The 23,289-nt window shown below is 70.1% G+C and carries 34 protein-coding genes; 25 read left to right on the plus strand and 9 right to left on the minus strand.

Features of this window, described 5'->3' with window-relative positions; all coding sequences use genetic code 11:
* Window positions 1-11 precede the first annotated feature (11 nt).
* The 24 genes from FVE25_RS33315 (at window position 12) to FVE25_RS33430 (ending at window position 16,363) form a co-directional block, all read left to right on the plus strand.
* Window positions 12-239, plus strand: coding sequence for a hypothetical protein (locus tag FVE25_RS33315; protein WP_157251117.1), 228 nt, complete (start codon window positions 12-14; stop codon window positions 237-239).
* Entirely contained in the window at window positions 239-475 is a 237-nt protein-coding gene (locus FVE25_RS33320; protein WP_157251118.1) for a hypothetical protein, read from the plus strand. Before FVE25_RS33315 ends, FVE25_RS33320 begins: the two co-directional genes overlap by 1 nt.
* A gap of 3 nt (window positions 476-478) precedes the next feature.
* Complete coding sequence (locus tag FVE25_RS33325) at window positions 479-928, plus strand: hypothetical protein (protein WP_157251119.1); 450 nt, start codon at window positions 479-481, stop codon at window positions 926-928.
* An 8-nt stretch (window positions 929-936) separates the two neighbouring features.
* Window positions 937-1,200 carry a hypothetical protein gene (locus FVE25_RS33330; protein WP_157251120.1) on the plus strand — a complete coding sequence of 88 codons (264 nt, stop codon included), beginning with the start codon at window positions 937-939 and terminating at the stop codon, window positions 1,198-1,200.
* Window positions 1,200-1,703 carry a hypothetical protein gene (locus tag FVE25_RS33335; RefSeq protein ID WP_157251121.1) on the plus strand — a complete coding sequence of 168 codons (504 nt, stop codon included), beginning with the start codon at window positions 1,200-1,202 and terminating at the stop codon, window positions 1,701-1,703. Before FVE25_RS33330 ends, FVE25_RS33335 begins: the two co-directional genes overlap by 1 nt.
* A gap of 10 nt (window positions 1,704-1,713) precedes the next feature.
* Window positions 1,714-4,155, plus strand: a complete 2,442-nt coding sequence (locus FVE25_RS33340) for a hypothetical protein (protein WP_157251122.1) — start codon at window positions 1,714-1,716, stop codon at window positions 4,153-4,155.
* A gap of 15 nt (window positions 4,156-4,170) precedes the next feature.
* The gene (locus FVE25_RS33345; protein WP_246267783.1) at window positions 4,171-4,515 is read left to right on the plus strand and encodes a hypothetical protein; all 345 of its coding nucleotides are present in this window, start codon (window positions 4,171-4,173) and stop codon (window positions 4,513-4,515) included.
* 34 nt (window positions 4,516-4,549) lie between these two features.
* The gene (locus tag FVE25_RS33350; protein WP_157251123.1) at window positions 4,550-4,732 is read left to right on the plus strand and encodes a hypothetical protein; all 183 of its coding nucleotides are present in this window, start codon (window positions 4,550-4,552) and stop codon (window positions 4,730-4,732) included.
* Window positions 4,729-5,457 carry a hypothetical protein gene (locus FVE25_RS33355; RefSeq protein WP_157251124.1) on the plus strand — a complete coding sequence of 243 codons (729 nt, stop codon included), beginning with the start codon at window positions 4,729-4,731 and terminating at the stop codon, window positions 5,455-5,457. The genes FVE25_RS33350 and FVE25_RS33355 overlap by 4 nt, the downstream gene beginning before the upstream one ends.
* Before the next feature lie 60 nt (window positions 5,458-5,517).
* Window positions 5,518-5,925: a radical SAM protein gene (locus tag FVE25_RS33360; protein WP_157251125.1), complete on the plus strand. Its 408-nt coding sequence runs from the start codon at window positions 5,518-5,520 to the stop codon at window positions 5,923-5,925.
* A complete protein-coding gene (locus FVE25_RS33365; RefSeq protein ID WP_157251126.1) occupies window positions 5,925-6,398 on the plus strand; it encodes a hypothetical protein in 474 nt (157 codons plus the stop codon). The genes FVE25_RS33360 and FVE25_RS33365 overlap by 1 nt, the downstream gene beginning before the upstream one ends.
* Window positions 6,395-6,757: a hypothetical protein gene (locus tag FVE25_RS33370; RefSeq protein WP_157251127.1), complete on the plus strand. Its 363-nt coding sequence runs from the start codon at window positions 6,395-6,397 to the stop codon at window positions 6,755-6,757. Before FVE25_RS33365 ends, FVE25_RS33370 begins: the two co-directional genes overlap by 4 nt.
* A gap of 8 nt (window positions 6,758-6,765) precedes the next feature.
* On the plus strand, window positions 6,766-6,903 hold the full coding sequence (locus tag FVE25_RS33375; RefSeq protein WP_157251128.1) for a hypothetical protein: 138 nt from the start codon (window positions 6,766-6,768) through the stop codon (window positions 6,901-6,903).
* 1 nt (window position 6,904) lies between these two features.
* The gene (locus FVE25_RS33380; protein WP_157251129.1) at window positions 6,905-10,225 is read left to right on the plus strand and encodes a phage tail tape measure protein; all 3,321 of its coding nucleotides are present in this window, start codon (window positions 6,905-6,907) and stop codon (window positions 10,223-10,225) included.
* A 1-nt stretch (window position 10,226) separates the two neighbouring features.
* Window positions 10,227-12,092 (plus strand): hypothetical protein, encoded by a 1,866-nt coding sequence (locus FVE25_RS33385; protein WP_157251130.1) that lies wholly within the window; start codon window positions 10,227-10,229, stop codon window positions 12,090-12,092.
* Between the two features lies 1 nt (window position 12,093).
* Window positions 12,094-12,606 (plus strand): hypothetical protein, encoded by a 513-nt coding sequence (locus FVE25_RS33390; RefSeq protein WP_157251131.1) that lies wholly within the window; start codon window positions 12,094-12,096, stop codon window positions 12,604-12,606.
* A 7-nt stretch (window positions 12,607-12,613) separates the two neighbouring features.
* On the plus strand, window positions 12,614-13,126 hold the full coding sequence (locus FVE25_RS33395) for a hypothetical protein (RefSeq protein WP_157251132.1): 513 nt from the start codon (window positions 12,614-12,616) through the stop codon (window positions 13,124-13,126).
* Window positions 13,126-13,644 (plus strand): hypothetical protein, encoded by a 519-nt coding sequence (locus tag FVE25_RS33400; RefSeq protein WP_157251133.1) that lies wholly within the window; start codon window positions 13,126-13,128, stop codon window positions 13,642-13,644. Before FVE25_RS33395 ends, FVE25_RS33400 begins: the two co-directional genes overlap by 1 nt.
* A complete protein-coding gene (locus tag FVE25_RS33405) occupies window positions 13,641-13,982 on the plus strand; it encodes an SIR2 family protein (RefSeq protein ID WP_157251134.1) in 342 nt (113 codons plus the stop codon). The genes FVE25_RS33400 and FVE25_RS33405 overlap by 4 nt, the downstream gene beginning before the upstream one ends.
* Window positions 13,983-13,996: 14 nt before the next feature.
* Entirely contained in the window at window positions 13,997-14,488 is a 492-nt protein-coding gene (locus FVE25_RS33410; RefSeq protein WP_157251135.1) for a hypothetical protein, read from the plus strand.
* On the plus strand, window positions 14,485-14,913 hold the full coding sequence (locus tag FVE25_RS33415) for a hypothetical protein (protein ID WP_157251136.1): 429 nt from the start codon (window positions 14,485-14,487) through the stop codon (window positions 14,911-14,913). The genes FVE25_RS33410 and FVE25_RS33415 overlap by 4 nt, the downstream gene beginning before the upstream one ends.
* On the plus strand, window positions 14,910-15,245 hold the full coding sequence (locus tag FVE25_RS33420; protein WP_157251137.1) for a hypothetical protein: 336 nt from the start codon (window positions 14,910-14,912) through the stop codon (window positions 15,243-15,245). The genes FVE25_RS33415 and FVE25_RS33420 overlap by 4 nt, the downstream gene beginning before the upstream one ends.
* Complete coding sequence (locus FVE25_RS33425) at window positions 15,242-15,991, plus strand: peptidoglycan recognition protein family protein (RefSeq protein WP_157251138.1); 750 nt, start codon at window positions 15,242-15,244, stop codon at window positions 15,989-15,991. Before FVE25_RS33420 ends, FVE25_RS33425 begins: the two co-directional genes overlap by 4 nt.
* A 120-nt stretch (window positions 15,992-16,111) precedes the next feature.
* On the plus strand, window positions 16,112-16,363 hold the full coding sequence (locus FVE25_RS33430; protein WP_157251139.1) for a holin: 252 nt from the start codon (window positions 16,112-16,114) through the stop codon (window positions 16,361-16,363).
* 104 nt (window positions 16,364-16,467) lie between these two features.
* Here the strand turns inward: FVE25_RS33430 and FVE25_RS33435 are convergent, their stop codons facing one another.
* A complete protein-coding gene (locus FVE25_RS33435; RefSeq protein ID WP_157251140.1) occupies window positions 16,468-16,911 on the minus strand; it encodes a cytidylate kinase family protein in 444 nt (147 codons plus the stop codon).
* On the minus strand, window positions 16,904-17,257 hold the full coding sequence (locus tag FVE25_RS33440; RefSeq protein WP_157251141.1) for a hypothetical protein: 354 nt from the start codon (window positions 17,255-17,257) through the stop codon (window positions 16,904-16,906). The genes FVE25_RS33435 and FVE25_RS33440 overlap by 8 nt, the downstream gene beginning before the upstream one ends.
* Before the next feature lie 391 nt (window positions 17,258-17,648).
* On the opposite strand from FVE25_RS33440, the gene FVE25_RS33445 reads away from it, so the two are divergent.
* Window positions 17,649-17,927: a hypothetical protein gene (locus tag FVE25_RS33445; protein WP_157251142.1), complete on the plus strand. Its 279-nt coding sequence runs from the start codon at window positions 17,649-17,651 to the stop codon at window positions 17,925-17,927.
* Here FVE25_RS33445 and FVE25_RS33450 read toward each other — a convergent pair.
* From FVE25_RS33450 to FVE25_RS33480, 7 genes are all read right to left on the minus strand, one after another.
* Window positions 17,924-18,406: a hypothetical protein gene (locus tag FVE25_RS33450; RefSeq protein WP_157251143.1), complete on the minus strand. Its 483-nt coding sequence runs from the start codon at window positions 18,404-18,406 to the stop codon at window positions 17,924-17,926. The genes FVE25_RS33445 and FVE25_RS33450 overlap by 4 nt on opposite strands.
* 212 nt (window positions 18,407-18,618) lie before the next feature.
* Window positions 18,619-18,858 carry a WhiB family transcriptional regulator gene (locus tag FVE25_RS33455; RefSeq protein ID WP_157251144.1) on the minus strand — a complete coding sequence of 80 codons (240 nt, stop codon included), beginning with the start codon at window positions 18,856-18,858 and terminating at the stop codon, window positions 18,619-18,621.
* A gap of 204 nt (window positions 18,859-19,062) precedes the next feature.
* On the minus strand, window positions 19,063-21,117 hold the full coding sequence (locus FVE25_RS33460; protein ID WP_157251145.1) for a hypothetical protein: 2,055 nt from the start codon (window positions 21,115-21,117) through the stop codon (window positions 19,063-19,065).
* Between the two features lie 7 nt (window positions 21,118-21,124).
* A complete protein-coding gene (locus FVE25_RS33465) occupies window positions 21,125-21,568 on the minus strand; it encodes a hypothetical protein (protein WP_157251146.1) in 444 nt (147 codons plus the stop codon).
* Entirely contained in the window at window positions 21,565-21,783 is a 219-nt protein-coding gene (locus tag FVE25_RS33470) for a hypothetical protein (RefSeq protein ID WP_157251147.1), read from the minus strand. Before FVE25_RS33470 ends, FVE25_RS33465 begins: the two co-directional genes overlap by 4 nt.
* Window positions 21,780-22,097: a hypothetical protein gene (locus tag FVE25_RS33475; protein ID WP_157251148.1), complete on the minus strand. Its 318-nt coding sequence runs from the start codon at window positions 22,095-22,097 to the stop codon at window positions 21,780-21,782. Before FVE25_RS33475 ends, FVE25_RS33470 begins: the two co-directional genes overlap by 4 nt.
* On the minus strand, window positions 22,094-23,218 hold the full coding sequence (locus tag FVE25_RS33480) for a hypothetical protein (RefSeq protein WP_157251149.1): 1,125 nt from the start codon (window positions 23,216-23,218) through the stop codon (window positions 22,094-22,096). Before FVE25_RS33480 ends, FVE25_RS33475 begins: the two co-directional genes overlap by 4 nt.
* Between the last annotated feature and the right edge of the window lie 71 nt (window positions 23,219-23,289).

Below are 23,289 nucleotides of genomic sequence, written 5' to 3' on the forward strand. Positions count from 1 at the left end.
GGTGGGTGGCTGTGGCTGAGGAGCTCTCGTTCGCCGAGAAGATCCGTACCGTCGGGCTCCTGTCACGCGGGCGGTCGGGGCCTCGAGTGCGTGAGGGGCGCCGCGCGGACGGGGTGCGCGTCAAGGCGACGATCGACGAGCTCGGCAACACCACCACCGAGCACGCCACCCGCGACGACCGGGTCGATGTCGCACTACGCCCACAAACGATCACCGTGTTGCGGAATGGAGAGTCGTGATGTCCTCAGCAGAACGCGCGGCCGGCCTGCGCGCTCAAGCGGACGCACTCGAGCGCCTGGCGGAGCTCGAGGCGGACCTGGCCACGGCCAAGAGCGCCCATGCCGCAGACCCGACGCCGGAGAGCAAAGCGGCCAAGCAGGAGACGGCGCTGGCTCTGCGTCAGGCCCGCGCGCTCGTCCGTGAGGACGGAGTGGCGGTCGGCGGCGACGCTTTCATCAGCACCGAGGGAGACTGAGTCGTGGCCATCACCGCATCGGGCCTGTACGTGGCCACGTTCGTCGACGTGCTCGACACCACCCAGCTTGCGCTGGACCTCGACCTTGAGACGCACAAGGTCGCCATGTTCACCAATAGCATCACGCCGAACTTCACCTCGGACACGGCCTACGGCGCCTCGCCGTACGACGCCAACGAGGTGTCCGGCACCGGCTACAGCGCGGGTGGCGTGGCGCTGACGTCGACGACGTTCACCGGCGCATCGGGTACGTCGACGTTCGACGCCGCGGACACCTCGTGGTCGTCCTCGACGATCACCAACGCGCGCGGCGCGCTCATCTACGCCGACGCGCTGGCCGGCAACAACGCAATCTGCCTGGTGAACTTCGGCGCCGACTACTCCACGCAGGCCGGCCTGTTCCTGATCACCTGGAGTGCCTCCGGCATCTTCGCCATCGACCTCACCCCGTAGGAGATGTGATGGCCGTCCTGAGCGCCCTCGCCCGGGCCCGCACCGCAGCTCAGTGGATGCGGGAGAACAAAGAGGTCTGCACCTTCAGCAAGACCGATCTGCGTGCGGCGATCGACGCTGCCGACGACTGGCTCGAGGCCAAGCTGCCCGAGTACAACCTGGCCCTCCCGGCCGCATTCCGGAGCGCGGCGAGCCCCGATCAGAAGGCGTGGGTGCTCGCGTTTGTGCTGTGGCGGCGGATCGGCCGGCTGCGCGCGGATGAGGATGGCTGATGGCGACGGTCTACTGCCCCCTCATGCCGGAGGGCGCGTCCTTCCTCACCTCCTCCTTTCCCGCCTTCCGGACCATCCCGGGCACGAACTTCCCCGTCACCGTGCTGGCTTACGACGCCGCGGCCCAGGAGAACGCCTACTGGAAGTTCATCCCGTTCAACTACGGATCCGGCAACCTCACGCTGGAAGCCTTCTGGTACGCCGACACCGCGTCGTCCGGCGTCGTGCGGTGGGACGCGGCCATCGCCGCCATCACCGCGAACACCGACAGCCAGGACGTCGAAACCGATGGGCTGGCGACCGCCCAGGCCGTCGACGACACCCACCTGGGCACCACCGGCCAGCGGCTGCACTCGGTGACCCTGACGATCTCCAACCTCGACTCGATCGCCGCCCTGGACGCCTGTTTCATCCGGGTCTCCCGCCTCGGCAACCACGCCAACGACACCATGGCGGGCGACGCCTTCCTCGAGCGCGCCTACCTGAGCTGGTCCGACACCTGACGAGGCGAGCGTGGCGCACCGGTTCAACGCCGACAACCAGGACTACTTCCGGACCGCGGCCTGGGGGCAGACCGCGCAATGGTCGATCTGCATCTGGGCCAAGATCTCCACCGACCGCAACACGTACAGCACAATCTGGTGCGTCGACAACGGCACCGGCGACCTCTACGTGCTGCAAAGCAACAGCGACGGCACCACAATGGAGCTGCTGGATGACGCCCTGACCCCCAAGGGCAGCCTGGCCATGACGGTGGGCACCTGGTACTACTGGGGCGTCTCGATCAACGGGGCCGCCGGGACGATCGTCACCCGCCCCGCCACCAGCAACACCTTCACGCTCACCACCTGGGCCTCCGGGCTGTCACCGCACACCACCATTCAGACCATCGGCATCGGCGAGTCAGCCTGGAACGGCGAGTGGTTCAACGGCTGCGTCGCCGCCTGCAAGATCTATCGCAACGCCAGCCTCACCCAGGCCGAGCTCGAAGAAGAGTCGTGGACGATCCTGCCGCGACGGACCACGGACCTGTACGCCTGGTATCCGTGGACGGTCCCGAGCCAGGTCGACTATTCGGGTAACGGCAACACCCTGAGCGGTGGAGGCGCGAGCCCCACCACCGAGGATGGCCCGCCCATCTCCTGGGCCGGCGCGGCACCGCTCATCTTCCGGCCGCTGAGCGCCAACGCCACCGCCACGCCGCCGGTCATCGCAGGCACCGCATCGTGTCCGGCGCCGTCCCTGTCGGCCGACGCCGGCGTCACGCCCGGTGTCGTCGCCGCCAGCGCGGCAGTGCCGGCCGCGACCGTCTCGGCGGGCGCGACCGCGGCTCCGGGCGTCATCTCGGCCGGCGCGTCCATCGCCGCCCCCGCGCTGTCGGCAGGCTCGACGGTCGCCGTCGACGCCGTGGCGGCCGCCGCATCCACGCCGCCGGCCACGCTGTCGAGCGGCGCCGCCACCGCGCCCGACGTGACTACCGCCGCGGCGACGGTCGCCGCGGCGGCGCTGACCATCGGCCCAGAGGCTGCGGCAGTGGCCGTTGCCGCGTCGGTACCCGGCCCGGGCCTGTCGGCCGGGGCGTCTGCGGCGCCGCCCGCGGCCGAGGCGGTTGCATCGGCGCCGAGCGTCACCGTCTCGGCCGGGGCGACGCCTACGCCGCCGGCCGCCGCCGTAGGGGCTTCCCTTTCTGCAGCGGCGGTCTCGGCCGGTGCCGGCGCCGGTCCGCCGGTGGTCACCGCCTCCGCGGCGGTTCCGGCTCCGGGCCTGGCGGCCGGTGCGGGCGTCGAGGCGGTCACGGTTTCGGCGGCTGCCAGCTTGCCCGCGGTGGCCGTCACCCAGGGTGCCGAGGTGGCCGCCGCGCCGGTGACGGCCCTGGCGACGCCGGCGGGGCCGGTTGTTTCCGCGGGCGCGACCCATTCGGCGGCCGCGGTCACAGCGGCAGCCACACTGGCCGCGGCGTCGCCGTCCGCAGGCGCCACGGCCGGACCGGCGCTGGTCCAGGTCGCGGCCGCCGTATCGGGCGTGACGGTGTCGGCTGGAGCTTCCGCCGCACCCGGGGCGGTGCCGGCCGCCGTGGCGCTGCCCGCGCCGGGCGTGGCCACGGCCGCAAGCGCGGCGCCGCCCGTCGCGACCGCCGCCAGCTCGCTCGCCGCGGCGACGCTGTCGGCGGGCTCCGGCGTGAGCTCCTCCGTCGTAGCCGGCAGCGCCGAGGTGTCCGCGCCGGCCGTATCGGCGGGAGCGGGAGCCGCACCGGCGCACGTCGCGGCCACGGCGGCGCTGCCCGAGGCGGTGGTGTCGATCGGCGGCGACGCCGGCGTCAACGCCGCGGCGGTGGCCGCCACGGCCGCCGTCGGCGTCCCGGCGCTGTCAGCCGGGGCGACACCGGCGGCCGCCGCGATCACAGGCGCGGCCTCCATGCCGGCAGCGGTGCTTTCGGCGGGTGCCGCGCTCGCGCCGCCGCTCCTCGCGGCTACGGCCGTGCTGGCGGCCGCGAGCCTGTCGGCCGGAGCCGCAGCCGGCCCGGGGCCGGTCGTGGTCGCCGTCGCCATCCCGGCGCCGCTCGCGGCGGCCGGTGCGGGCGTGGGGCCCGCGCTGGTGACCTGCCTGGTGGCGATCACCGCGCCGGACGCTGCGGCGTCGAGCAGCGTGAGCGCGACCGTGGTCACGGCCGCGGTATCGCTGCCGGGAGCAGCCGTTTCGGCCGGCGCGGCGCCTGCCCCGGCCGTGATCGCGGTGAGCGTGCAGGTCGGCGCCGAGGCAGAGACCGGCACAGCGCTGGCCGACCTCGACGCCGAAGCCCTCGTGGCCGGACTGATCCAGGCGGTCGTGCAAGTCGTCGCCCGGCGCGACGCCGAGGCGCTCGTCGTCGCCCGGCGGGAGGCCGCCGTGCAGGTGGCCGGCGGCCGCGACGCCGATGTGACCGTGGCAGCCCGGCTGGATGCCGCCATCACCTGAGCGAGGGAGCCCTTTGTGACGACGCGCCGCGATCTCACGCTCATCCAGGTCAACGACGAAACCGTCGACCTGGCCATCACCCAGCACGACTCGGGAGCGGCGCAGGATCTGACCGGCGCCACGGTCGAGTGCTACCTGAAGCCGACCGCGCAGACCGCCGACGACGGCGCCGGCGTGACGAAGCTGTCGACCGCAACCGGCGAGATCACCATCACCTCGGCCGTCGGCGGCACCTGCCAGATCGCCGTGCCCGCCGCTGCGCTGACCACCGCCGGCACGCGCTGGTGGCGCGCCGACGTGATCCTGTCGGGCAAGCGCCGGACCTGCGTGTACGGGCCGCTGCACGTCGTGGACGCCTGATCTGAGCCCTGCCATCTGAGTTGAAGGAGACGACGTGCCCAGATATCGCGTGATCGGGCCCTGCGAGGTCGCGGGCGTGCAGCCCGGCGGCGTCATCACCGAGTTCCCCGCCGGCGTCAACGTCGAGGCGCTCATCCAGGGCGGCCACATCGAGCCCACCGAGGACAAGCCCGCCGAAGCCAAGCAGGCAGCCAAGCCTAGGGGCGGCACCCAGTGAGCTCGTTCGCCTTCACCGACGCCACCACCTACGTCGCGGGCTACGACTTCACGACCGACCTGAACCAGATCACCCTCAAGGTCGACGTCGAGGAGAAGGACTGCACGACCTTCGGCGGCGGCGGCTTCCGGTCTCGGCTGGCCGGCCTGCGCAACATCGAGGCTGAGCTGCAGGGCTACTGGCAGTCGGCCACCTCCGGCGCGGTGGACCCCGAGAGCTTCCCCGACCTCGGCGTCGTGGACCGGCCGGTCACGATGACGCCGACCGGCGCCGCGGGATCGGCCGCCTACATCTTCCAGGCGGGAAAGTTCTCCTACCAGATGTTCGGCCAGGTCGGCGAAGTCACCCCGTTCACGCTGTCGTGCCTGGGCACCAACGGGGTCGGCGTGGCCCGCGGTCAAGTGGCCGCGGCCAAGGGCGCCGTGTCCGCGACCGGCGCGCTCGGCTCCGTGCTCAACCTGGGCGCCCCCACCTCGACCCAGTACGTGTACGCGGTCCTGCACGTCTTCTCGGCCGGGACCACGATCACCGTCCAGGTCCAGTCCGACGACAGCGCGGGCATGGGCTCGCCGACCACGCGCGGCACCATCGGCCCGATCACCACGACCGGCGGCACCTGGATGACCCGTGTCGCCGGGCCGTTCGTCGGTGAGACGCACTGGCGGATGAACGTCTCGGCGATCACCGGGACGTTCAGCGTGGCCGGCGCCATCGCCGTCCAATAGCCCACCCGACCCCTTTTAGCCATCGCGAGCGCGGTGGCTTTCGTCGTTCAAGGAGAAGCGATGGCCTCGTTCGCGTTCATTGATTGCCGCGTCGAAATCAACTCCGTCGTGCTCAGCGCGTTCGCCCGCTCGGCGACCCTGAAGGTCGAGGCGGCCGAGCTCGACGACACCGCCTTCGGCGACACCTTCCATTCCCGGATCGGCGGCCTGAAGGACTGGTCGGTCGACATCGAGTTCAACTCCGACTTCGCCGCCTCGGCCGTCGACGCCACCCTGTGGCCGCTGCTCGGCACCACCACCACGGTCAAGATCCGCGCCACGTCGGCGGCGATCTCGTCGACCAACCCCGAATACTCCGGGACCGTGCTGGTCAAAGAGGTCAACCCGATGGGCAACAGCGTGGGTGACCTGGCGACGGTGAGCGTGTCCTGGCCGGGCGCCGGCACGTTGTCGAGGGCGACCGCGTAGTGGAGTTTCGGGGGCACGAGGCGCTGGAGCGGCTGGCGCTGGATATGCGCAAGTACGGCTCCAAGGAGATCGAGCGCCGGGCCCGCGCCGAACTGCGCAAGGTCGCTGTGCCGCTGCGCGAGGCCGAGAAGGCCGCGGTCCGCGCGCTGCCATCGAGGTCGAGCGGTAGGCTGCGCGCCGAGATCGCCAAAGCAACCGTGATCCAGGTCTCGATGAACACCCGCTGGAACGGCGTGACCGTGTGGGTCAACCCCAAGCGCATGCCCGCCTCCCGGCGGAACCTGGGCGCCTACATGGAGGGCGTGAGCCCGTTCCAGCGCTGGCGGCACCCCGTGTATGGGCGCCGGTCGGCCGCCTGGGCGGTGCAGCGTGCCAAGCCGTGGTTCTACCGGACAGCGCGCGGCTCGGAGCGGCGGGCAGAGCAGGCGATCGATCGGGTCGTTGACCAGATCGCGAAGGAGCTGGGCTCGTGACGATCATCAGGTTGGAAGACCCCGACGGCAAGGTCCACGAGTGGGAGTGGGACGGCATGCCCACGCTGGCCGAGGCCCGCGTGATCAAAGCCCACACCCGGATGTCGACGTACCAGTTCCTCGACGCGCTGGTCGAGGGCGACGCCGACGCGCTCACGGCGCTGCTGCTGATCCTCTACCGCCGTAGCGGCGAGCAGATCCCCTTCGACGAGATCGACTGCGACCTGAGAAAGCTGCACTTCATCGAGCCCGACGAGGGCGACGACCAGCCCGACGCGCAGGGCCTGGGCGAGGCTGCCGCGGAGGGAAAAGGCCCGACGTCCTCGACCGCCTCTGGGGCGACGAACGGGGAGGCGTAGAGGCCCAGGTGCTGGCCTACTCGCTGGGCTTGGCGCAGCGCTTCGGCATCACCTACCTGGACGCTTGGGATCTTCCGGTGGACGTCTTCTGCGAGTTCACCGCCGTGATCGACCGCATGAACAAAGCCGAGGAGCAGAGGGGGTAGCGTGGGCCGCGTTGTCGCCGTCGACCTGGTCGGCCGGGACGTCACCCTCTCCAAGACCATCAAGTCGGCGCGCGAGCGCGTCACCGACCTGCACAAGACCATCGAGCACGCCAACCGCAAGCAGCGCGAGAGCCTGGATGCGCTCGGCCAGGGCGCGGTCGTCTCCGGCGCGGCCCTGGTGGCCGGGTTCGGGGTCGCGGTCAAGGCGACGATGGAGTTCGACAAGGCCATGAGCCACGTCGGGGCCGTCTCCAACGCCTCGGCCAAAGACCTGGACGGGCTGCGCAAAGCCGCGCTGCAGGCGGGCAAGGACACGAAATACTCGGCCACCGAGGCCGCCCAGGCCGAGGCCGAACTGGCCAAGGTCGGCATCTCCGCGGCCGACATCATGGGCGGCGCGCTCAAGGGCGCCCTGTCGCTTGCCGCGGCGGGCCAGCTGGAGCTGGAAGAGGCCGCCACGCTGTCCGGCCAGGCGATGAAGATCTTCAACCTGCAGGGCAAGGACGTCGAGCGGGTCGCCGACGCGCTGGCGGCGGGCGCGAACAAGTCCGCCGCCGACGTGCATCAGCTGGGCGAGTCGCTGAAGGCCGGCGGACAGATGGCGGCGCAGGCCGGGCTGGATCTGGAGGACACCGTCGGTGTGCTGGCCGCGTTCTCCGACAACGCCCTGATCGGCTCCGACGCCGGCACCTCTCTCAAGACGATGCTCATGCATCTGGCCAACCCCACGAACAAGAGCGCGGACCTGATGGAGGAGCTTGGCCTGTTCGCCTACAACGCGCAGGGCAGTTTCGTCGGGCTGGAACATCTGGCCGGGCAGCTCAAGGACAGGCTCGGCGGGCTGACCCAGCAGCAGCGCGACGCCGCGATGGCGCAGATCTTCGGCTCCGACGCCATGCGCGGCGCGGCGATCCTGTACAAGATCGGCGCGGAGGGTGTGCGCAAGTACACCGACGCGGTCTCCGAGCAGGGGGCGGCCTCGAAGGTGGCCGCCAAGAACATGGACAACCTCGCCGGCGACCTGGAGAAGCTGAAGGGCAGCGTCGAGACGGCGCTGATCGAGGGCGGCTCGGCCTCCACCGGGGTGCTGCGCCGCCTGGTGCAGGCCGCTGACAGCGTCGTGAACGCGTTCTCGGCGATGCCGTCCGGGGCGCAGGGCGCGGTCGTTTCGATCGCCGGGGTGGCGGGCGCCGCCAGCCTGGCCGCGGGCGGGCTGATCTTCCTCATCCCGAAGATCGCCGAAACGAAGGCGGCGATGCTGGCGCTCGGCATCACCGCCGACGGGCTGAAGGCCAAGCTCGCCACCCTGGGCAAGGCGCTGGCGCTGATCGCCGCGACAGTGATCGCGGTCGACCAGGTCAACAAGCTGACCTCGACCCTGGCCGGCGCTCACGTGGAGGCCGACCAGCTCACCGAGGACCTGAAGAAGCTGGCCGCCACCGGCAAGCTGTCGGGCAAGATGTCCGAGCAGTGGACCGGCGCGTTCGACGATGCCGCCGACGCCCCGAAACGCTTCGGCGACGCGATCCGGGAGATCGCCGACCCCACCCTGTGGGAGCGGCTGATGAGCCACCCCATCGACGCGATGGCCGACGCCCTGCCGATCCTTGACGGCAACTTCCAGCAGCTGCAGCGCAAAGTCGAATCGGTGGACAAGGCGCTGGCGGCGATGGCGACCTCAGGCAACGTCGAGCAGGCCAAGCAGGCGTTCGGGAAGATCGCCGAGCAGGCCAAGGCGGCCGGCGTCCCCGTCAACCGGCTGGCCGAGGTGTTCCCCCTCTACACCGCGGCCGCCAACAGCTCGGTGGCCAAGACCAACGCCGCGGCGGTGACACAGCAGAAGCTCGCCGCCGACTCCCAGAAGGCCGCCGAGTCCATCGACCGCCAGCGGGCCGCGCTGGACCGCTTGAACAACGCGCTGCTGGAATCACGCGACGGCGAGCTGGAGTTCGAGGAAGCCCTCGACAACGTGACGTCGGCGTTCAAAGAGAACGGGGCCGCGGTCAACAAGAGGACCGGCGCGTTCAACATCGACACCGCCGCAGGCCGGGCCAACGAGCGCGCAGTGATCGCGGCGGCGCGGGCGGCCCGCGATCACGCACTGAAGGTCTTCGACCAGACCAAAAGCGCCAAGGACGCCAACGAGGCGTTCAAGAAGCACATCGAGAAGCTGGTCGGCGTCAAGGGAGCCTCCAAGGAAGCACGCCAGGCGATCAAGGACCTGATCGCCAAGTACATCGAGATGCCCAAGGCGATCAACGACGCAACCGACAAGATCAAGACGCCCAAGAAGGTGCAGATCAAAGTCTCGGCCGACGGGACAACCTTTACAGCAGGCAAGGTCCGGGCCACGATCTTCGCCAAAGGCGGCGAGGTGCCGATGCAGCCGGGCGGCTCGCGCCACAAGGACAGCGTGCACGCCATGCTTCGGGTCGGCGAGCACGTGTGGACGCCAGAGGAGGTTGACAAGGTCGGCGGTCAGCAAGCCATGCTGCGCCTGCGGCAGATGGTCCGCTCCGGCCGGACGCAGCTGCCCGCCTTCGCCCAGGGCGGCCCTGTCGGCTACAAGACACTCCCCACCCCGTACCGGACTGGCCCCTCGCTCACCCAGCTGCGCGGCTACCTCGCCAGGCGAGAGAACGCCTACCAGCGGATGACCAACGCCATCGGCACATTCCTGGCCAAGGAGATCACTGCCCGCATGGGCGGCGTCGGCCTGAAGGCCGTGCAGGCCGCCCGAACCCAGATCGGCGTCCCCTACAGCTGGGGCGGCGGCGGCCCAGGCGGTCCCGGCTACGGGTTCGCGCAGGGCGCCGGGATCCGCGGCTTCGACTGCTCCAGCCTGATGCAGTACGGCTGGTACAAGGCCAGCGGCAAGGTCATCCCGCGCACCACCTACGGGCAGTGGCCGTGGACCAGCCACATCTCCAAGCCCGCCCCGGGCGACCTGGGGTTCACCAGCTGGGGCCGCAACGGCCCGGGCCACGTCGTCATGTACTCCGGCCCCGGCCGGGTCATCCAGGCGCCCTTCACCGGCGCCCGCGTCAACGAGGGCCCCGGCAGCGGCTACCGGTGGGGCCGGCCGCCGATCGGCCGCTGGCGCGGCGGCCGGGTGCAGCCGGGCCAGGCATACATGGTCGGCGAGCGCGGCCCGGAGATGCTGCACGTCGGCTCCCCGGGCCGCATCCAACCCAGCGCGGGCGGCCTGACCATCACCGGCGATGTGCATTTCCACGGCGTCAGCGACATCCGCGCGATGGTCCAGGAGCTGCAGACCTACGCCAAGAACACCGGTGGCATCACGTTGAAGCTGCGCACCTGACATGGCGTTCCCGATCCTGAACGTCGCGATCGACTTCGAGAACAACGGCACCTTCACCGACGTCAGCGCCTACTTGATGCACTTCAAGATCAATCGCGGGTCCAGCCGGGTGGACGGGCCGCTGATCCGGTACGAGGCCGGCACGTGCGAGCTGAAGCTCAACAACTCCGACAGGCGCTTCGACCCCAGCAACGGCTCGGGCCCGTACACGCTTCCGTCCGGCAGCGCGGCCTCGGGCATCCAGCAGGCCGCGTGCTCGATCACGCAGGTGGTCGGGCATGGCTTCTCCGTGGCCGTGGCCTCGACGGACCCCGAGACGATCGAGGCGAGCCTGCGCGACTCCACCGTCGCCACCTCCACCTCGACGAGCTACACCTGCGCCAAGCCGACCGGCACCGCCTCCGGCGACATCCTGGTCGCCTACCAGTCCGCGGACTGGGGGAACGCCTCGTCCATGTCCACGCCGACCGGCGGCGCCACCTGGCAGCCGCTCACAAGCCGGGACGCGGGCGCCAACAACTTGCACTCCAAGGTCTGGTGGAAGGTCGCGGGCGCCTCAGAGCCGTCCACCTACACCTTCGCGCAGGCGTCCGGGTCGGACGGGGTGACCATCGTCGCGGCCATCCGGGACGCCTCCGGCACACCGACCTTCGACTCGACCGACAACCCTGGCACCGCCTACTTCGACACGCCCTCGCTGGTCCCGTCCGGCACGGCCGACTATGAGATGCGGTTCGTGTCTGCTGTCGGCGGCGGCTCTGGGGCGTCGTGGGACTGGACGGCCACGGACTCCTACACCGAGGCGGAGGACGCCCAGAGCACGTCGTTCACGACCGCTTCCATGGCTCACAAGTCGTTGTCGGGTCTGTCCAGTGGTTCCGGCGGCACGCTGGTCAAGCCCATGCGCCCGGTCAGGGTCAGAGCGATCTGGAACTCGGTGACATACGACCTGTTCAGAGGGTATGTGGACGCCTGGAAGGTCATCTGGGACGGTCCGAACTACAGCGAGGTGACCGTGCCGTGCACCGACGCTTTCAAGATCTTCTCCAACTTCGACCGGCGCTCCACCGACGCCGTCTCGGCCCCCTCCGAGCTGTCCAGCGCTCGCGTCAGCCGCATCCTGGACAACGCCGGCTGGTCGGCCAGCCTGCGCAGCATCGCGACCGGCGACGTCACCCTGCAGGCGACCACGCTCGACGGCAACCTGATGGACGAGCTGCTGATCACCAACGAGACCGAGGTCGGCGAACTGTACGTCACCGCGGACGGGAAAGTGTTCTTCAGGAACCGGGCGGCGATCAACAACGACTCTCGCTCCACCACCTCGCAGGCGACCTTCGGTGATGCCGGCGGCTCCGAACTGCCGTACACGGACCTGACGCTGGCCAGCGATGACACCCAGCTGGTCAACAGGGTCATCATCACCCGGGTGGGCGGCTCCGAGCAGGTGGCCGAGGACACCGCCTCACAGGAGGAGTTCCTCGTCCGCACCTGGGAGCGGTCGGACCTGCTGTTCAACAGCGACAGCTCCGCGCTGAACATGGCGCAGTGGGTGCTGTCGCTGAGCGCGCAGCCCGAGCAGCGCTTCGAGACCATCACGATCATGCCGCAGTCCGACGAATCCAACCTGTTCCCCCAGTCCCTGAACAGGCTGATCGGCGACCGGATCACGATCCGGCGACGGCCACCCGGCGGCGGCGACATGATCGAACAGGACTATTTCATCCGCGGCATCGAGCACGACGCGAGCCCCGCCGGCCCCTGGTACACGACCTGGACCCTGCAGAGCTCGGCTGCCGGCGGCAGCTTCTTCCTCATCGGCGACTCGACCAGAGGCCGCCTCGATCTGAATCCGCTGGGATTCTGACATGGCGTTCGGTACCTGGACGGACGGCAACCAGCTGGGCGCGACCGACGTCAACACGAAGATCGTTCAATGCCTGTTCGTGGACAAGACGGCGCACGAGACCGTCACGAGCAGCGAGACCATCCAGAACGACAACCACTTGAAGTTCACGGCGGCGGCCAGCACGAACTACTGGATCAAGGCGCTGATCATCGTGGACGGGGCAGATACCGGCGGCGGGATCGAGTTCGGCTGGTACGGGCCGTCCGGCGCGACCTTCGATTGGTGCTCCGACGCGCTCGGCGACGACGCGGACGGGTTCGGCCCGGTCTCCCGCACCCGCCAGCAGATCGGCAACCTGCCCGCCATGGCGACCAACGGCGTCGCCACCAACCTGATCATCCCGGCGGTAGGCGTGCTGAAGGTCAGCACCACCGCCGGGGTTTTCGGCTTCCGCTGGGCGCAGGACACCAGCAACGCGACCGCGACCAGAGTCAATACCGGTTCCGGCATGATCGTCACCAAGCTGGTGTGAGGCAGCCATGGCCTTCAAGACCTTCGGCGTCAACGAATACCTGACCAGCGCGGACGTCAACGCCTACCTCACCCAGCAGCAGGTCGCCCGCAAAACCTCGACGGAAAGCGTCACCTCGTCCACGACGCTCCAGGACGACAACGATCTGTTCATGACGCTGTCGGCCAGCACGAACTACTGGCTCGACGGGATCCTGATCACGGACGGCGCCGTCGGCGGCGACTTCAAGCTCCAGTTCGTGCTGCCCTCAGGCTGGATCCGGTGGATCGCCAACGGCCCGGTAAGCGGTGCGACCGCCACCGTGACCGACACCGACAGGAACTGGAAGGTCACCGCGACCAGCACCGTGATGGGAACCATCGCCTCAGGCACCTCCAGCATCGTGCACGTGGCCGGCATCCTCCGCATCGGCACCTCCGGCGGGACGTTCAAGCTGCAGTGGGCCCAAGGCACCAGCTCCGGCACCGCGACCAGAGTGTTCGCCAACTCCTTCCTACGCTGCACAAGGATGCTCGCCTGATGACCGGCTTCAAGACCTTCTCCACGAACGAGGTGATGGACGCCTCGGAGATGACCACGTACCTCGTGCAGCAGGCCGTCATCATCAAGTCGGTGGACGAGTCCGTCACCTCGTCCACGACACTGCAGGCCGACAACGAACTCGTCGTCGCCGTCTCGGCGAACACCGACTACCTCGTCGAGTGCTTCCTCATCTACGGCGCCGATCCGGCCGGGGACATCAAGACCGACTGGGACGGGCCAGCCAGCGCCACAATGGACTGGGTCGCCGACGCGATCACACAGTCCGCGACGGCAACGGTCGACCAGGTGAGCCGCACCGCGCAGTCGATCAGTGGCACCCCGTCGCACGGCGGCATCACGAACAACTCGACGAACCTGGTCGCCCTGCACAAGGGCATCGTCCGCGTCGCCGGCACCGCGGGGAACCTGACCCTCACCTGGGCGCAGCAGGCGTCCTCCGCCAACGCGACCTTCGTCCGCGCCAACAGCACCTTGATCGTCACGAGGATTTCATGAGCAAAGCCCAGCCTCCCGGCCTGCCCGTCGACCTAGTGTCCGCCGTCTACTTCTGCCCCGGCTGCGGCGGCAAGCACACCTTCGGCGCGGCCTTCTTTGCCGAGACCGGCCAGAATCCCGACGTCTGCCCCGGCTGCGGTGCGGCCCTCACCCCGGACGATCGCATGTTCCACGTCGAGGCCGACACCGAGGCCGAGCTCGCACAGAAGAAAGCGGCTCTCTTCGCCCGGCGCGACCAGGCGCTGCCCGCCACGCCGAAGCCGGCCGACCCGGAAGAGCTGAAGCGGCAACGCATCCACAACCTCGAGGCCGAGCTCGCCCGGCTGAAGGACGACTGACCCACGGAGGGCCGATGCCGAACCACGTGTGTTCCCTCATCGCCAGGTCACCGCAGCTCATCCCAGCCGGGCCGAACTACACGCTGCTCCGGTTCCCGTACGGCAGCACGACCGGCGAGTCCTACGACGCCGACGGCATGCACAACCCGGCCCAGCCCGACGGCGTCACCAGCGCCTACCCGGACCTGCGCAGCGGCCTGATCTGGCCGGCGCATGACGCCTGGGCGCAGCTGTACGCGATGGTGCAGTGGGAAGACGGCACCTACGACGAGGTACGGGATCGGTTCACGCGCGACCCGCTGGCCCTGTTCGGGCCGCCGGACTCCACGTGTACCGAGGACTACGCGGCCACGCCGGGCGGCCAGTACCGGTCCAAGAGCTGGGGCATGTTCGTGCACCCGGGTGTCCCCCTCGGCCTGATGGTCCGCCACAACGCCTCCACCGCGGTGGCGGTCACGCTGGCCGAGTTCAAGCTCGCCTACCACCTGGATCCGGACCCCGCGTGAAGAACCCGCTGACCCATCTGGTCTACCGGCTGCCCCTCTGGGTGCAGACCCAGCCGCTGGACACGATGTTCGCGCTGCTCGGCATCGTCCCGGGGATTGCCTCGCTGACCGGAATCGCCTCCTCGCGCGCCCTGGCGCTGATGCCGTGGTGGGCGGGCCGGCTGTGGGGGCTGGTTCTCCTGGTCGGCTCGGTGTGCTGGCTGGTCGGCGCCGCCGGTGTCCGCGAGCGCGACGGGCTGCTGGTCACCACCCGGCGGCCGCTCATGGTGCTCGGTCTGCGGCTGCTGTCTCTGGCATGTCTGATCTACGGGGTATCCATCATCGCCTTCGGCGGTCTGTCCGGGCTGCTGGCCTCCTACCCGCTGGTCGTCGGTGCGGTCGGCCTGCACATCCGCAAGGTCGGACTCACCCGGAGCAGGCTGTGAGCGGCGACGTGCTCGGCGTGCTCGGCACGGTCCTGGCGGCGCTGCTCGGCGGCGGCCTGATCACCGGCCTGCTGACCTACCTGCGCGACCGGCGCCGCGACAAGGGCGAGCAGTCCATCGGCGTGGTCACCAGCCTGGAGCGGCTCAACGACAGGCTCACGCAGCAGGTGGCCGACCTGCAGACCGCGCTCGATGAGGAGCGGCGCCTGCGCCGGACCCTGGAAGACAAGATCGACGAGGAGCGGCGGGCGCGGCGCGCGCTGGAGGCACGGCTGGAGGACCGCATGGCGCTGCTGGAACGACGCACCGAGGAAGGAGAGGCAGAGTCATGACCGTAATCACTCGTAGGCAGTGGCGCGCCCGAGCCCCCAGGAAAGTCTCCAGGATCAGCAAGACGCGCGGGGTGAAGGTCCACTACGTCGGCGGGCGCGTCGACCCTCGCCTCACCGGCGACCATGATCGGTGCCTGGACCTCATGCGGCAGATTCAGGGCTGGCACATGGACGGCAACGGCTGGAGCGACTTCGCCTACAGCTACGCGGTCTGCCCGCACGGCGACATCCTCACCGGCCGGGGCCCCGGCGTGCTGGTGGCCGCCAACGGCCCCGGCAACAATCAGGCGCACTACGCCGTCCTCGGCATGGTCGGCGCCACCGGCCTGGTCGAGCCGACCGACGCCATGCTGGTCGGCATCCTCGACGCCATCGAGATCCTTCGAGAGCGCGGCGGCGCTGGCCGCGAGATCAAGGGCCACCGCGACGGATACGCCACCGATTGCCCTGGTACCGCGTTGTACGGCTGGGTACGGCGCGGTGCCCCGCGGCCCGGCGGCGCGCCGGCGGACCCCAACGCCTGGCCCGGCCGCCTGCTGGAGTACCCGCCGATCACGCGCGGAGAGGATGTCCGCCGCTGGCAGGAGGCCGCCGTACGGCTGGGCTACGGCCTGGCGGTGGACGGCGCGTACGGCCCGGACTCCCGGACGGTCTGCCGCAACATCCAGCGCGCCGCCGGCCTGGAGGATGACGGCATTGTCGGGCAGCTCACCTGGGCCGCCACGGTCAACCCGCCTGCCAAATGATCAAGCCCTTATAGTTTTCCGCCCCGACGTCAGGGGCACCCCCAGCCCCTCTATGCCCCTCGACCTGGGCTCCTACGTGGCTGGTTCCACTTTCCCCACCCCGACTGAGGGGAGATCATCATGTCTCAGCGACGACTTTTGACCGGCACCTACTGGCTCGACACCGGCGAACGCATGCTCCGCGCGGCGACCGCGGCCGCGCTCGGCTTGATCGGCACCGGGACGGTGGGCATCGTGGACATCGCCTGGCCGGCGGTCGGCAGCATCGCTGCGGGCGCCGCCGTGGTGTCCCTGCTGATGTCCATCGTGGCGGGCGCCGGGGGCGACCCGGCAACCGCGGGGTTCACCACCCGGACTGGGCCACGCATGTAGGCGGATCACGCCATACTGGCTGTGGGCGGATTCCGGTCGGTCACACGAAGCCCGCCCCCGGGTCTCCGGGGGCGGGCTTCGTCGCGTTCTCAGCTATCTGGCCTTCACATGGCCATCTGAAGGTTCTTCAGCGGTAGGACGGTCTGCGGGCCGCTCTCGACCTTGGTCACGACTGCGTGCATCACGCCGACGTACAGGTCGCGGGTCAGGTCCTTGCGGGGCACGATGACGGTCATCTCCAGCCGGTCGCCGACGGCGAGGGCGGCTGTGATGTCGCAGCGGGTCAGTGCGTGGTCGAGGGCCTTGCGGAAGTCGGCGCCCTCGGCCTCGGCCAGTCGCTCGACTAGTTCGTCGTCGACGGGGGCGTAGATCCAGATGTTGACGTCCCAGGCGTGCCCTTCGAGGCAGTCGAAGACGTATGCCTGGTCGTGCTGGCGGAGTAGGCCGGTGATGGGCCGGTCGTGGCGGTCGTAGACCTCGATCAGTTCTGCGTTGTCGGCCGGCTCCCAGGGAAGAGCGCCGAAGCGGAGGTCTATCTGTTTAGACACGGTCGGCCTCCATCCAAATAGGCGAGCTAAAGCATTCATCGAACTGGGCACTTTCATACTCGGTCCATTCTGTGCCTGCGTCCAGGCTGACCGATACGTGGCGGGGGTTACTTTTACCGCCGTCGTGGGTGACGGTGAATCCGGCTTGCCGTAGTTGACCTGCGGTTGTGTGTCGTACGCCGTCGCCGATGGCGGGGCTGCGGCGCCTGACGATGAGGTCGATCATCTGCTTGACGTCCAGATGTCCGAGTGTCAGGGACATGGCGGCTTCGTTGGGGCGCAGGTGGTTGCGGAAGGGCACGATGCAGATGCCGGGCGCCAGTTTGCTGCCGAGCTGGGTGAGCACGGCGTCGTCGGGAAGGGGTGGCCGCGGCGGCCGGTTCGCCTTCGGTGAGGGATGCGGCATAGGCGGTCATCTTCGCTGGCACGCATGATCGCTCGCAGCGGAATGAAAGGCTCTCACGTTCTGATGCGCACCTGGCGAGCTGCAGGCGGTGTCTTTGCCGATACGATCAGCTCGATTCGCTGCGCTGGGGGCGCACGATGGCGGGGCCCGGCGGCTGCGGGCCGGGCATGCGCAAGGCCCGTCCACCACAGTGGGCGGGCCTTCGTCGCGTTGTGGGCTCTCCCGCGGTGTGGTCTGCGGGAGAGCCCCTGGAGGAGAGGCTGCCGCACAGCCTCTGTGTCTGGTGAGACGCCGCGGGCGTCCCGGTTGTTCGCGGCGTACCATCGGCGGTGTGGATGAGCAGGTGTGGACCGTGGCCTGGTGGGGCTCCGGCTGGGGGGTGTGGCGCGGCGAGGAGCCCGACCTCACCGCCCCTCCCGTGTACGCCACCGGCAACCTCACCCACGCAGCTCCGGAAGCCGCCTCAAGTTGGGCGCTTGGTGTGGTGCCGAGTCATCCCAGGCTGAGTGTTCAATGCCGGTTCCGCGGCGATCCGGATGGCGAGGCCAAGTTCATCGCTCGTATGCGGGAGCGGCAGTCGCGCCCCTGGTGGCGGCGATTGTTCGCCTAGTTGCTGAGGTCGCGGGCGTTCTCGCAGTCCACGCTCGCCTCCTGGGTGTCGCTGGCGCGGAACTCCTTGCCGGTGTCGAAGGTGCCCGCCTGCGAGACGTGCGCCTTGTAGCGGCCCGACCAGCAGGGCGAGTGCGCGTAGGAGTAGGCGTGGTCACGGCCGGGTAGCTCGGCGAACTCCCGGCTGCCGACGTCGAGCCACGTTCCCCCGAAACGGCTCTCCTTGTAGGACAGGGCGATCCGGGTGATTTGGGTGGCGACGACGGTGGGGCTGTTGCACTGCTGGTGCACCTGGACGCGTACGCGCGGGGCCTCGCCGGCGAACCTGACGGCCTCGATGTGCACGGCCTGGAAGCAGCCGACGCCCGGCGCCCCTGCGGGCGGGGGCGGGGCGTCGGTGGTGCCGCTGCAACTGGTCGGTGCTGCGGTCAGGGTGAGGGTTGTGCCGATCGCTGAGACGACTCTGATGAGCGGTGTCATGGCTTGTCCTGTCTGGCTGACAGATGAGATAGCGAGCGGGTGGTGGACGGGTCCACCTGTGTGACGCTGGGGGCGGCCCGGCGGGTTCGCGCGGGCCGCCCTGGGCCGCTACCCGGTGGTGGAGCCTGCTCCACCCCAGTTGCTGTCGTGGTCGCGCATGTGATCACCTCCTCCCGCCCCGGGGGATCTTGTGTCCCGGGGAGACTCTAGGGTCAGGCGGCCAGGCCGACCTTGAGGCGGCGGCGCTGTGGTGGGCTGAGCCCGGCCCGGATGCCGTACGGCTCGTCTCGCTCGAGCGCGTCTTGCAGACACGGCTCGCGCACGGGGCAGCTCTGGCAGATCTGCCGGGCGGCGATGGCGTGCTCGCCCGCCTCCGGGAACCACGCTTCTGGGTCCGCTTGGGCGCATAGGGCGGAGTCCTGCCAGGAGCCTGTGGCGTCGGTGTCAGACATGATCACTCCTCGATGGGGGTCCGGGGTTGTGGCGGTGGCCCCTGCCACGGGGTGCCACGCCGGGGTGCCACGGGCCTGCCACGGGCCTGCCACGGCGGGTGCCACAGGGGGTGCCACAGGGGGTGCCACGAGGCCGTGGCACCTCCCCTGACCTGTAGGCCCCCGCGTCCGGCCCGTTACGGGTGCCACGCGCCCGCCGGCGTGTCACGCGTCCACCAGCCCGCGGTCGCGCTCGCTCACGAGCCGGTCGGGGAGCAGGATCCAGACGCCGCCCTCGCGGCGCAGGAGTCCGTCCTCGTAGAGCCTGCCGGCCACCTTCTGCGCCCAGGGCCGGGAGTAGCCGAGGGCTTCCCAGATGGGGCGCATGTCGGCGGTGGCGATCTCGGTGCGGCCTTCCTCGGCCCACTCGCACAGCGTCTCCAGCATTCGGCGGCGTGCCTGCTCGGGGGACGCCTTCGGCTTGGCCGGGGGCGGGGCGGGGAAGGTGATGCTGGGGTCGGCGCTCGAGACGATCGGCTGGCGGGGGTCGATGTCGTCGTCGCCTGGCTCGGGGTGGATGCCGGCCTCGCGCAGCGCCTTGTCGGCCTGGCTGTTGTCGGCCGCGGTGCCCTTGTCGCGCTCGTCTCGGGGGTCGTCGTGGCTGTGGCCGTTGCTATCGCTCGCGGGTGCGGCGGCGCGGGCTCGTGCGGCGGCGACGATGCGGGCGGTGAACTCGTCGTCCGGTGTGGTCTTGGTGTGGGTGTGCTCGGCGACGTGGGCCCGCATGGTGGCGTAGCGCTCGGCGTCGGTCTCGCCCCAGTTCCAGGTGTGCAACGGTACGGTGGCGAGCTCGGCCGCCAGGCCGTTGACGTCGATCAGCGCACGGCCGGGGAAGTCCGCCTTCCAGTCTTCCGGGGAGCTGCCCGGTGCCAGCTCGGCGCTATTCTGCCGGTCGGTCAGGGACCGGCCTGCCGCCGCGGCGGTCATCATCCCGAACGTCATCCGGCCGAACTGCCCCTTCACCACGCCGATGTCGTCGACTTCGCTGTGGTGCAGGTCCTGCAGGGATACGAACACCCGGCCGCCGGCGGACCGGATCTCCTTCAGTGTGGACTTGAACGCATCCCAGTCCTCATCGCTCATCTCGAGGACGAGCTTGGGGAACTCCTCCAGCCAGACGATCCAGTACTTCAGGCCGCAGCCTTGGCGCCAGGAGGCGTAGCCGCGCTCGGCCAGCCACTTCGTGCGCCGGGGGATTTCGGCGTTGATGCCGTTCAGCAGGGCGATTCCGCCCTGGGCGGTGTATTCGACGACGTGCAGGGCCGGGGCCAGGACGCCGAGCGTCTGGGAGTCCTTGGCCGGGTCGCTGGCGAACACGGCTGCGTCGGTGCGGGTGATGGCCTCGCCGAGCCAGCCCCAGGCGCCGCCGAACCCTTTGCCGGCGCCGGTGGTGCCGGTGAGGGCGACGTTGCCGTCGATGATGACGACCTCGCACACGTCCAGGGTCTGGAATAGGCCGAGATGGGCCGGGTCGGCGATGCTTGCGCCCGGGCGGGAGGGGCCGGGCCAGCGCGGCGGGGTGTCCAGCGCGGTCGGGTCGGACAGGTCGATGTGGAGCTCGCGGCGGGAGGTGCGCGAGGGTGCGCCGTTGAGGGCGCCCGGGGGGAGGTTCGCCCCGGACTCGACCGTGGCCAGGCCGCCGTTCTGGAGGAACTGTTCGGCGTCTTCGCCGGGGTCGAGCCGGAGCACTCCGGAGATCTTGTGCAGGCCCGCCTTGGTGGTGCGGACCGTCATCGGATCGGCTTGGGTCTCGCGGGCAGCGAGCGCGAACACCGCCTGCAGCGGGTCGTCGGCGGCCGCGATGGCCTTGGGCCCGCCCGCCTGGGGGTCGCGCGCGGACTCCTCGACCAGGATGCGCAGCACCCAGGAGATGGCCAGCGTCAGCCACAGCAGGGCGCTCCACTGCCAGATCGCGGCGAACGGCAGCAGTTCGTGCGCGAGGCAGGCCCCGGACACGGCGGCGGCGGTGCCGGCGAGATGCAGGCGGATCTTGCGCGGGCGTGTCCGGGCGTGGACCCATAGCCACGCGGTCAGCAGCGTGCCCAGGACGACGAGTACGACCCGACCGGCGGGGGTGTCGGGGGTGAAGGCCGTGGTGATGCCGATCAGCCCGGCATAGCCGATGAAGGAGACGAGCCCCACCATGATCGGTAGCGTGCGGGAGACGTAGCGGTGGGTGACCTGGGCCCGCACGGACTCCGCCGGCTGTTCCTTGCTCATTTTCGTCCTAGTCGTCGAGGGTGAACGCCGGGCGCCGTACGGTGCGCTTGGTCTTCTTGCCCTGCTTGGCGGCCTGGCGCTCCTCGTCGTCCTCCAGCGCGGCCAGCACCTGCTCGAAGTCGCGGTTGAGCTTGACGGCGTTCTTGGCGAACGCCTCGGCCAGCCGCTGCAGCGTCTCGCCTCGCTGTCGGAGCCTGCGCGTGCGGTAGCGGGCGGCCATCCGGCCCATCTTGTAGGTGTCGCGGATCATCGCGACGAGGTTGTCGTCGAGGTCTTCGACCGATCCTTCGACTCCCACTTCCAGCCGCATTCCGACGGCGCGCAGCTGGTCGGCGAAGTCGGCGACCGCGCTGGGTGAGGTCATCGGGATGGCGAACAGGGTCCGCAGGTCGGCCTTGGATTTGCCGGTTTGGGCGCGGCCCTTCCACACCATGCGCTTGCGAAGGGTCATGCCGTACTCCAGGACGAGGGATGAAGCTGCCGGGCCAGCCGGCGGAGCAGAACACGGGCGGGCGGCCCGCCGGCCAGCGCGGCGGCCAGGTCAACGCTCCAGACGATCGCGCCCGCGATGAGCGCGCCCAGGGCTTGGAGGGCGATGATCCATAGGTGGACGGGCGCGCCCAGGGCGAGGCGCAGGAGGTAGAGCGCCCACCAGACGGCGATCACTGGCGCCTCCGCGCCTGCTTGGAGATGCCGAGCCGGTCGCCCAGGCGCTGGCACCAGCCGGGCAGCGCGGCGCCGAGGATCAGCCCGGCCACCAGCCCGCCGGCCGCTCCGGACCAGCCGGGCTCGAGGCCGGCGTGGCGCAGCCCGATCCACACCGCGGCGGCGAGTACCGCGGTGGCGATCAGGAGCGGGCCGGGCGCGGGCCCGGCCGGGCGCCGGGCCGCGGGGGCGGCGGGTTGCGGTTTGCGGCCCGGGCTTGGCCGGGCGGCGACTGGCTGGAACGAGGACGGCCGGTCCTCCCCGGCCGCGCTCATGAGCCGCCCCCGGCCGGTGCCGGGCTGCCCCCGGAAGGTGATCCGTTCACGCGTGCTGGGTCGCTCTGGTTGCTGCCGTCGGCGGGGTCGAGCGCCTTCAGCGACTCGGCGATCTTGGCCGCTTGCTCCCGTGCGAGGTTGACGTCGGCGATGACGTAGCCTGCCTGCCGATCACTGATTCCGAACGTCCCGGCGATCTTGGTTCGGGACGGTGTCGCGCCCGCGTCCAAGATCAGGTTCACGGCGCAGGCGGCGAACCATTTGCGGATCTCGCGCTCGGTCTCCTCGTCGAGGGGCGGTTGCTCGTCCATCTCGGATCGCCCAGTTTCGGGCGGCCCGTCCTCGGCGTCCAAATCGTTGTCGATCTTCTTTCTCGTTGTTGAGGACGGCTCCGCGGTACGGTCCGGGTCCTGTTGTGCCTGGTCATACAGGGCGCTCGGGAACAGGTGCCGGAGCACGTACACGAACAGGTGGGTGGCGCAGAAGATCGTGCCGATGACGAGGGCCGCGACGAGCGCGACCACCTGCCAAGGCAGCGCCGGATCACCCCCTGCCCCCTGATCCGGCGCGGTCAGCCCGCGGCCGTGCAGGTACTGCAGCAGGCCGCTCGCCGCGGTGAAGAAGCCGACGACGCCGAGTGCGTACCAGCGGGCCCAGGGGTCGTGGCGCAGGACGACGGCGGCGATGATGGCCACCACCACGAGGCCGTCCACGCCGATCCACCAGAGGCTCGCCGCGGTGGGGTCGATGTGTACGGCGAGCGCGGTGTCGCGGAGCGGGCCGAGGCTGACCGACAGGCCGACGGCGACGATCGCGAGGACGAGGAGGGCGAGGCCGACCACTCCGGCGATCGCCCATTTCGAGCGGCCCGTCGGCGCAGGGGGCCGCGGGCGCCGGCGGGTCGCGCGCTGCTCCTGGAGGCGCTGCCACCATTCGTTTACCCGCCGGCGAGGAGCGGCTGGAGGGGTGGTGGCCGCGTCCTCGCCGGGGGCCGGATCATCCATCTCGGGGTGATCCGGCTCGATCTCCCCGGTGAGCCCTTCGGCGGAGGGCTCACCGGGGACGATCATCGAACTCGTGTTCTCTGGCGCACTCGGGGTGCGCTCCTGTACCTCTGACATGCTCGATCTCCTGTTGCTGCAGGTGGTCGGGTCCCTCCGGTCGGCGAGGTCGTGTTCGACCGGCCGGAGGG

The organism is Nonomuraea typhae, from assembly GCF_009760925.1.
Classification (GTDB): domain Bacteria; phylum Actinomycetota; class Actinomycetes; order Streptosporangiales; family Streptosporangiaceae; genus Nonomuraea; species Nonomuraea typhae.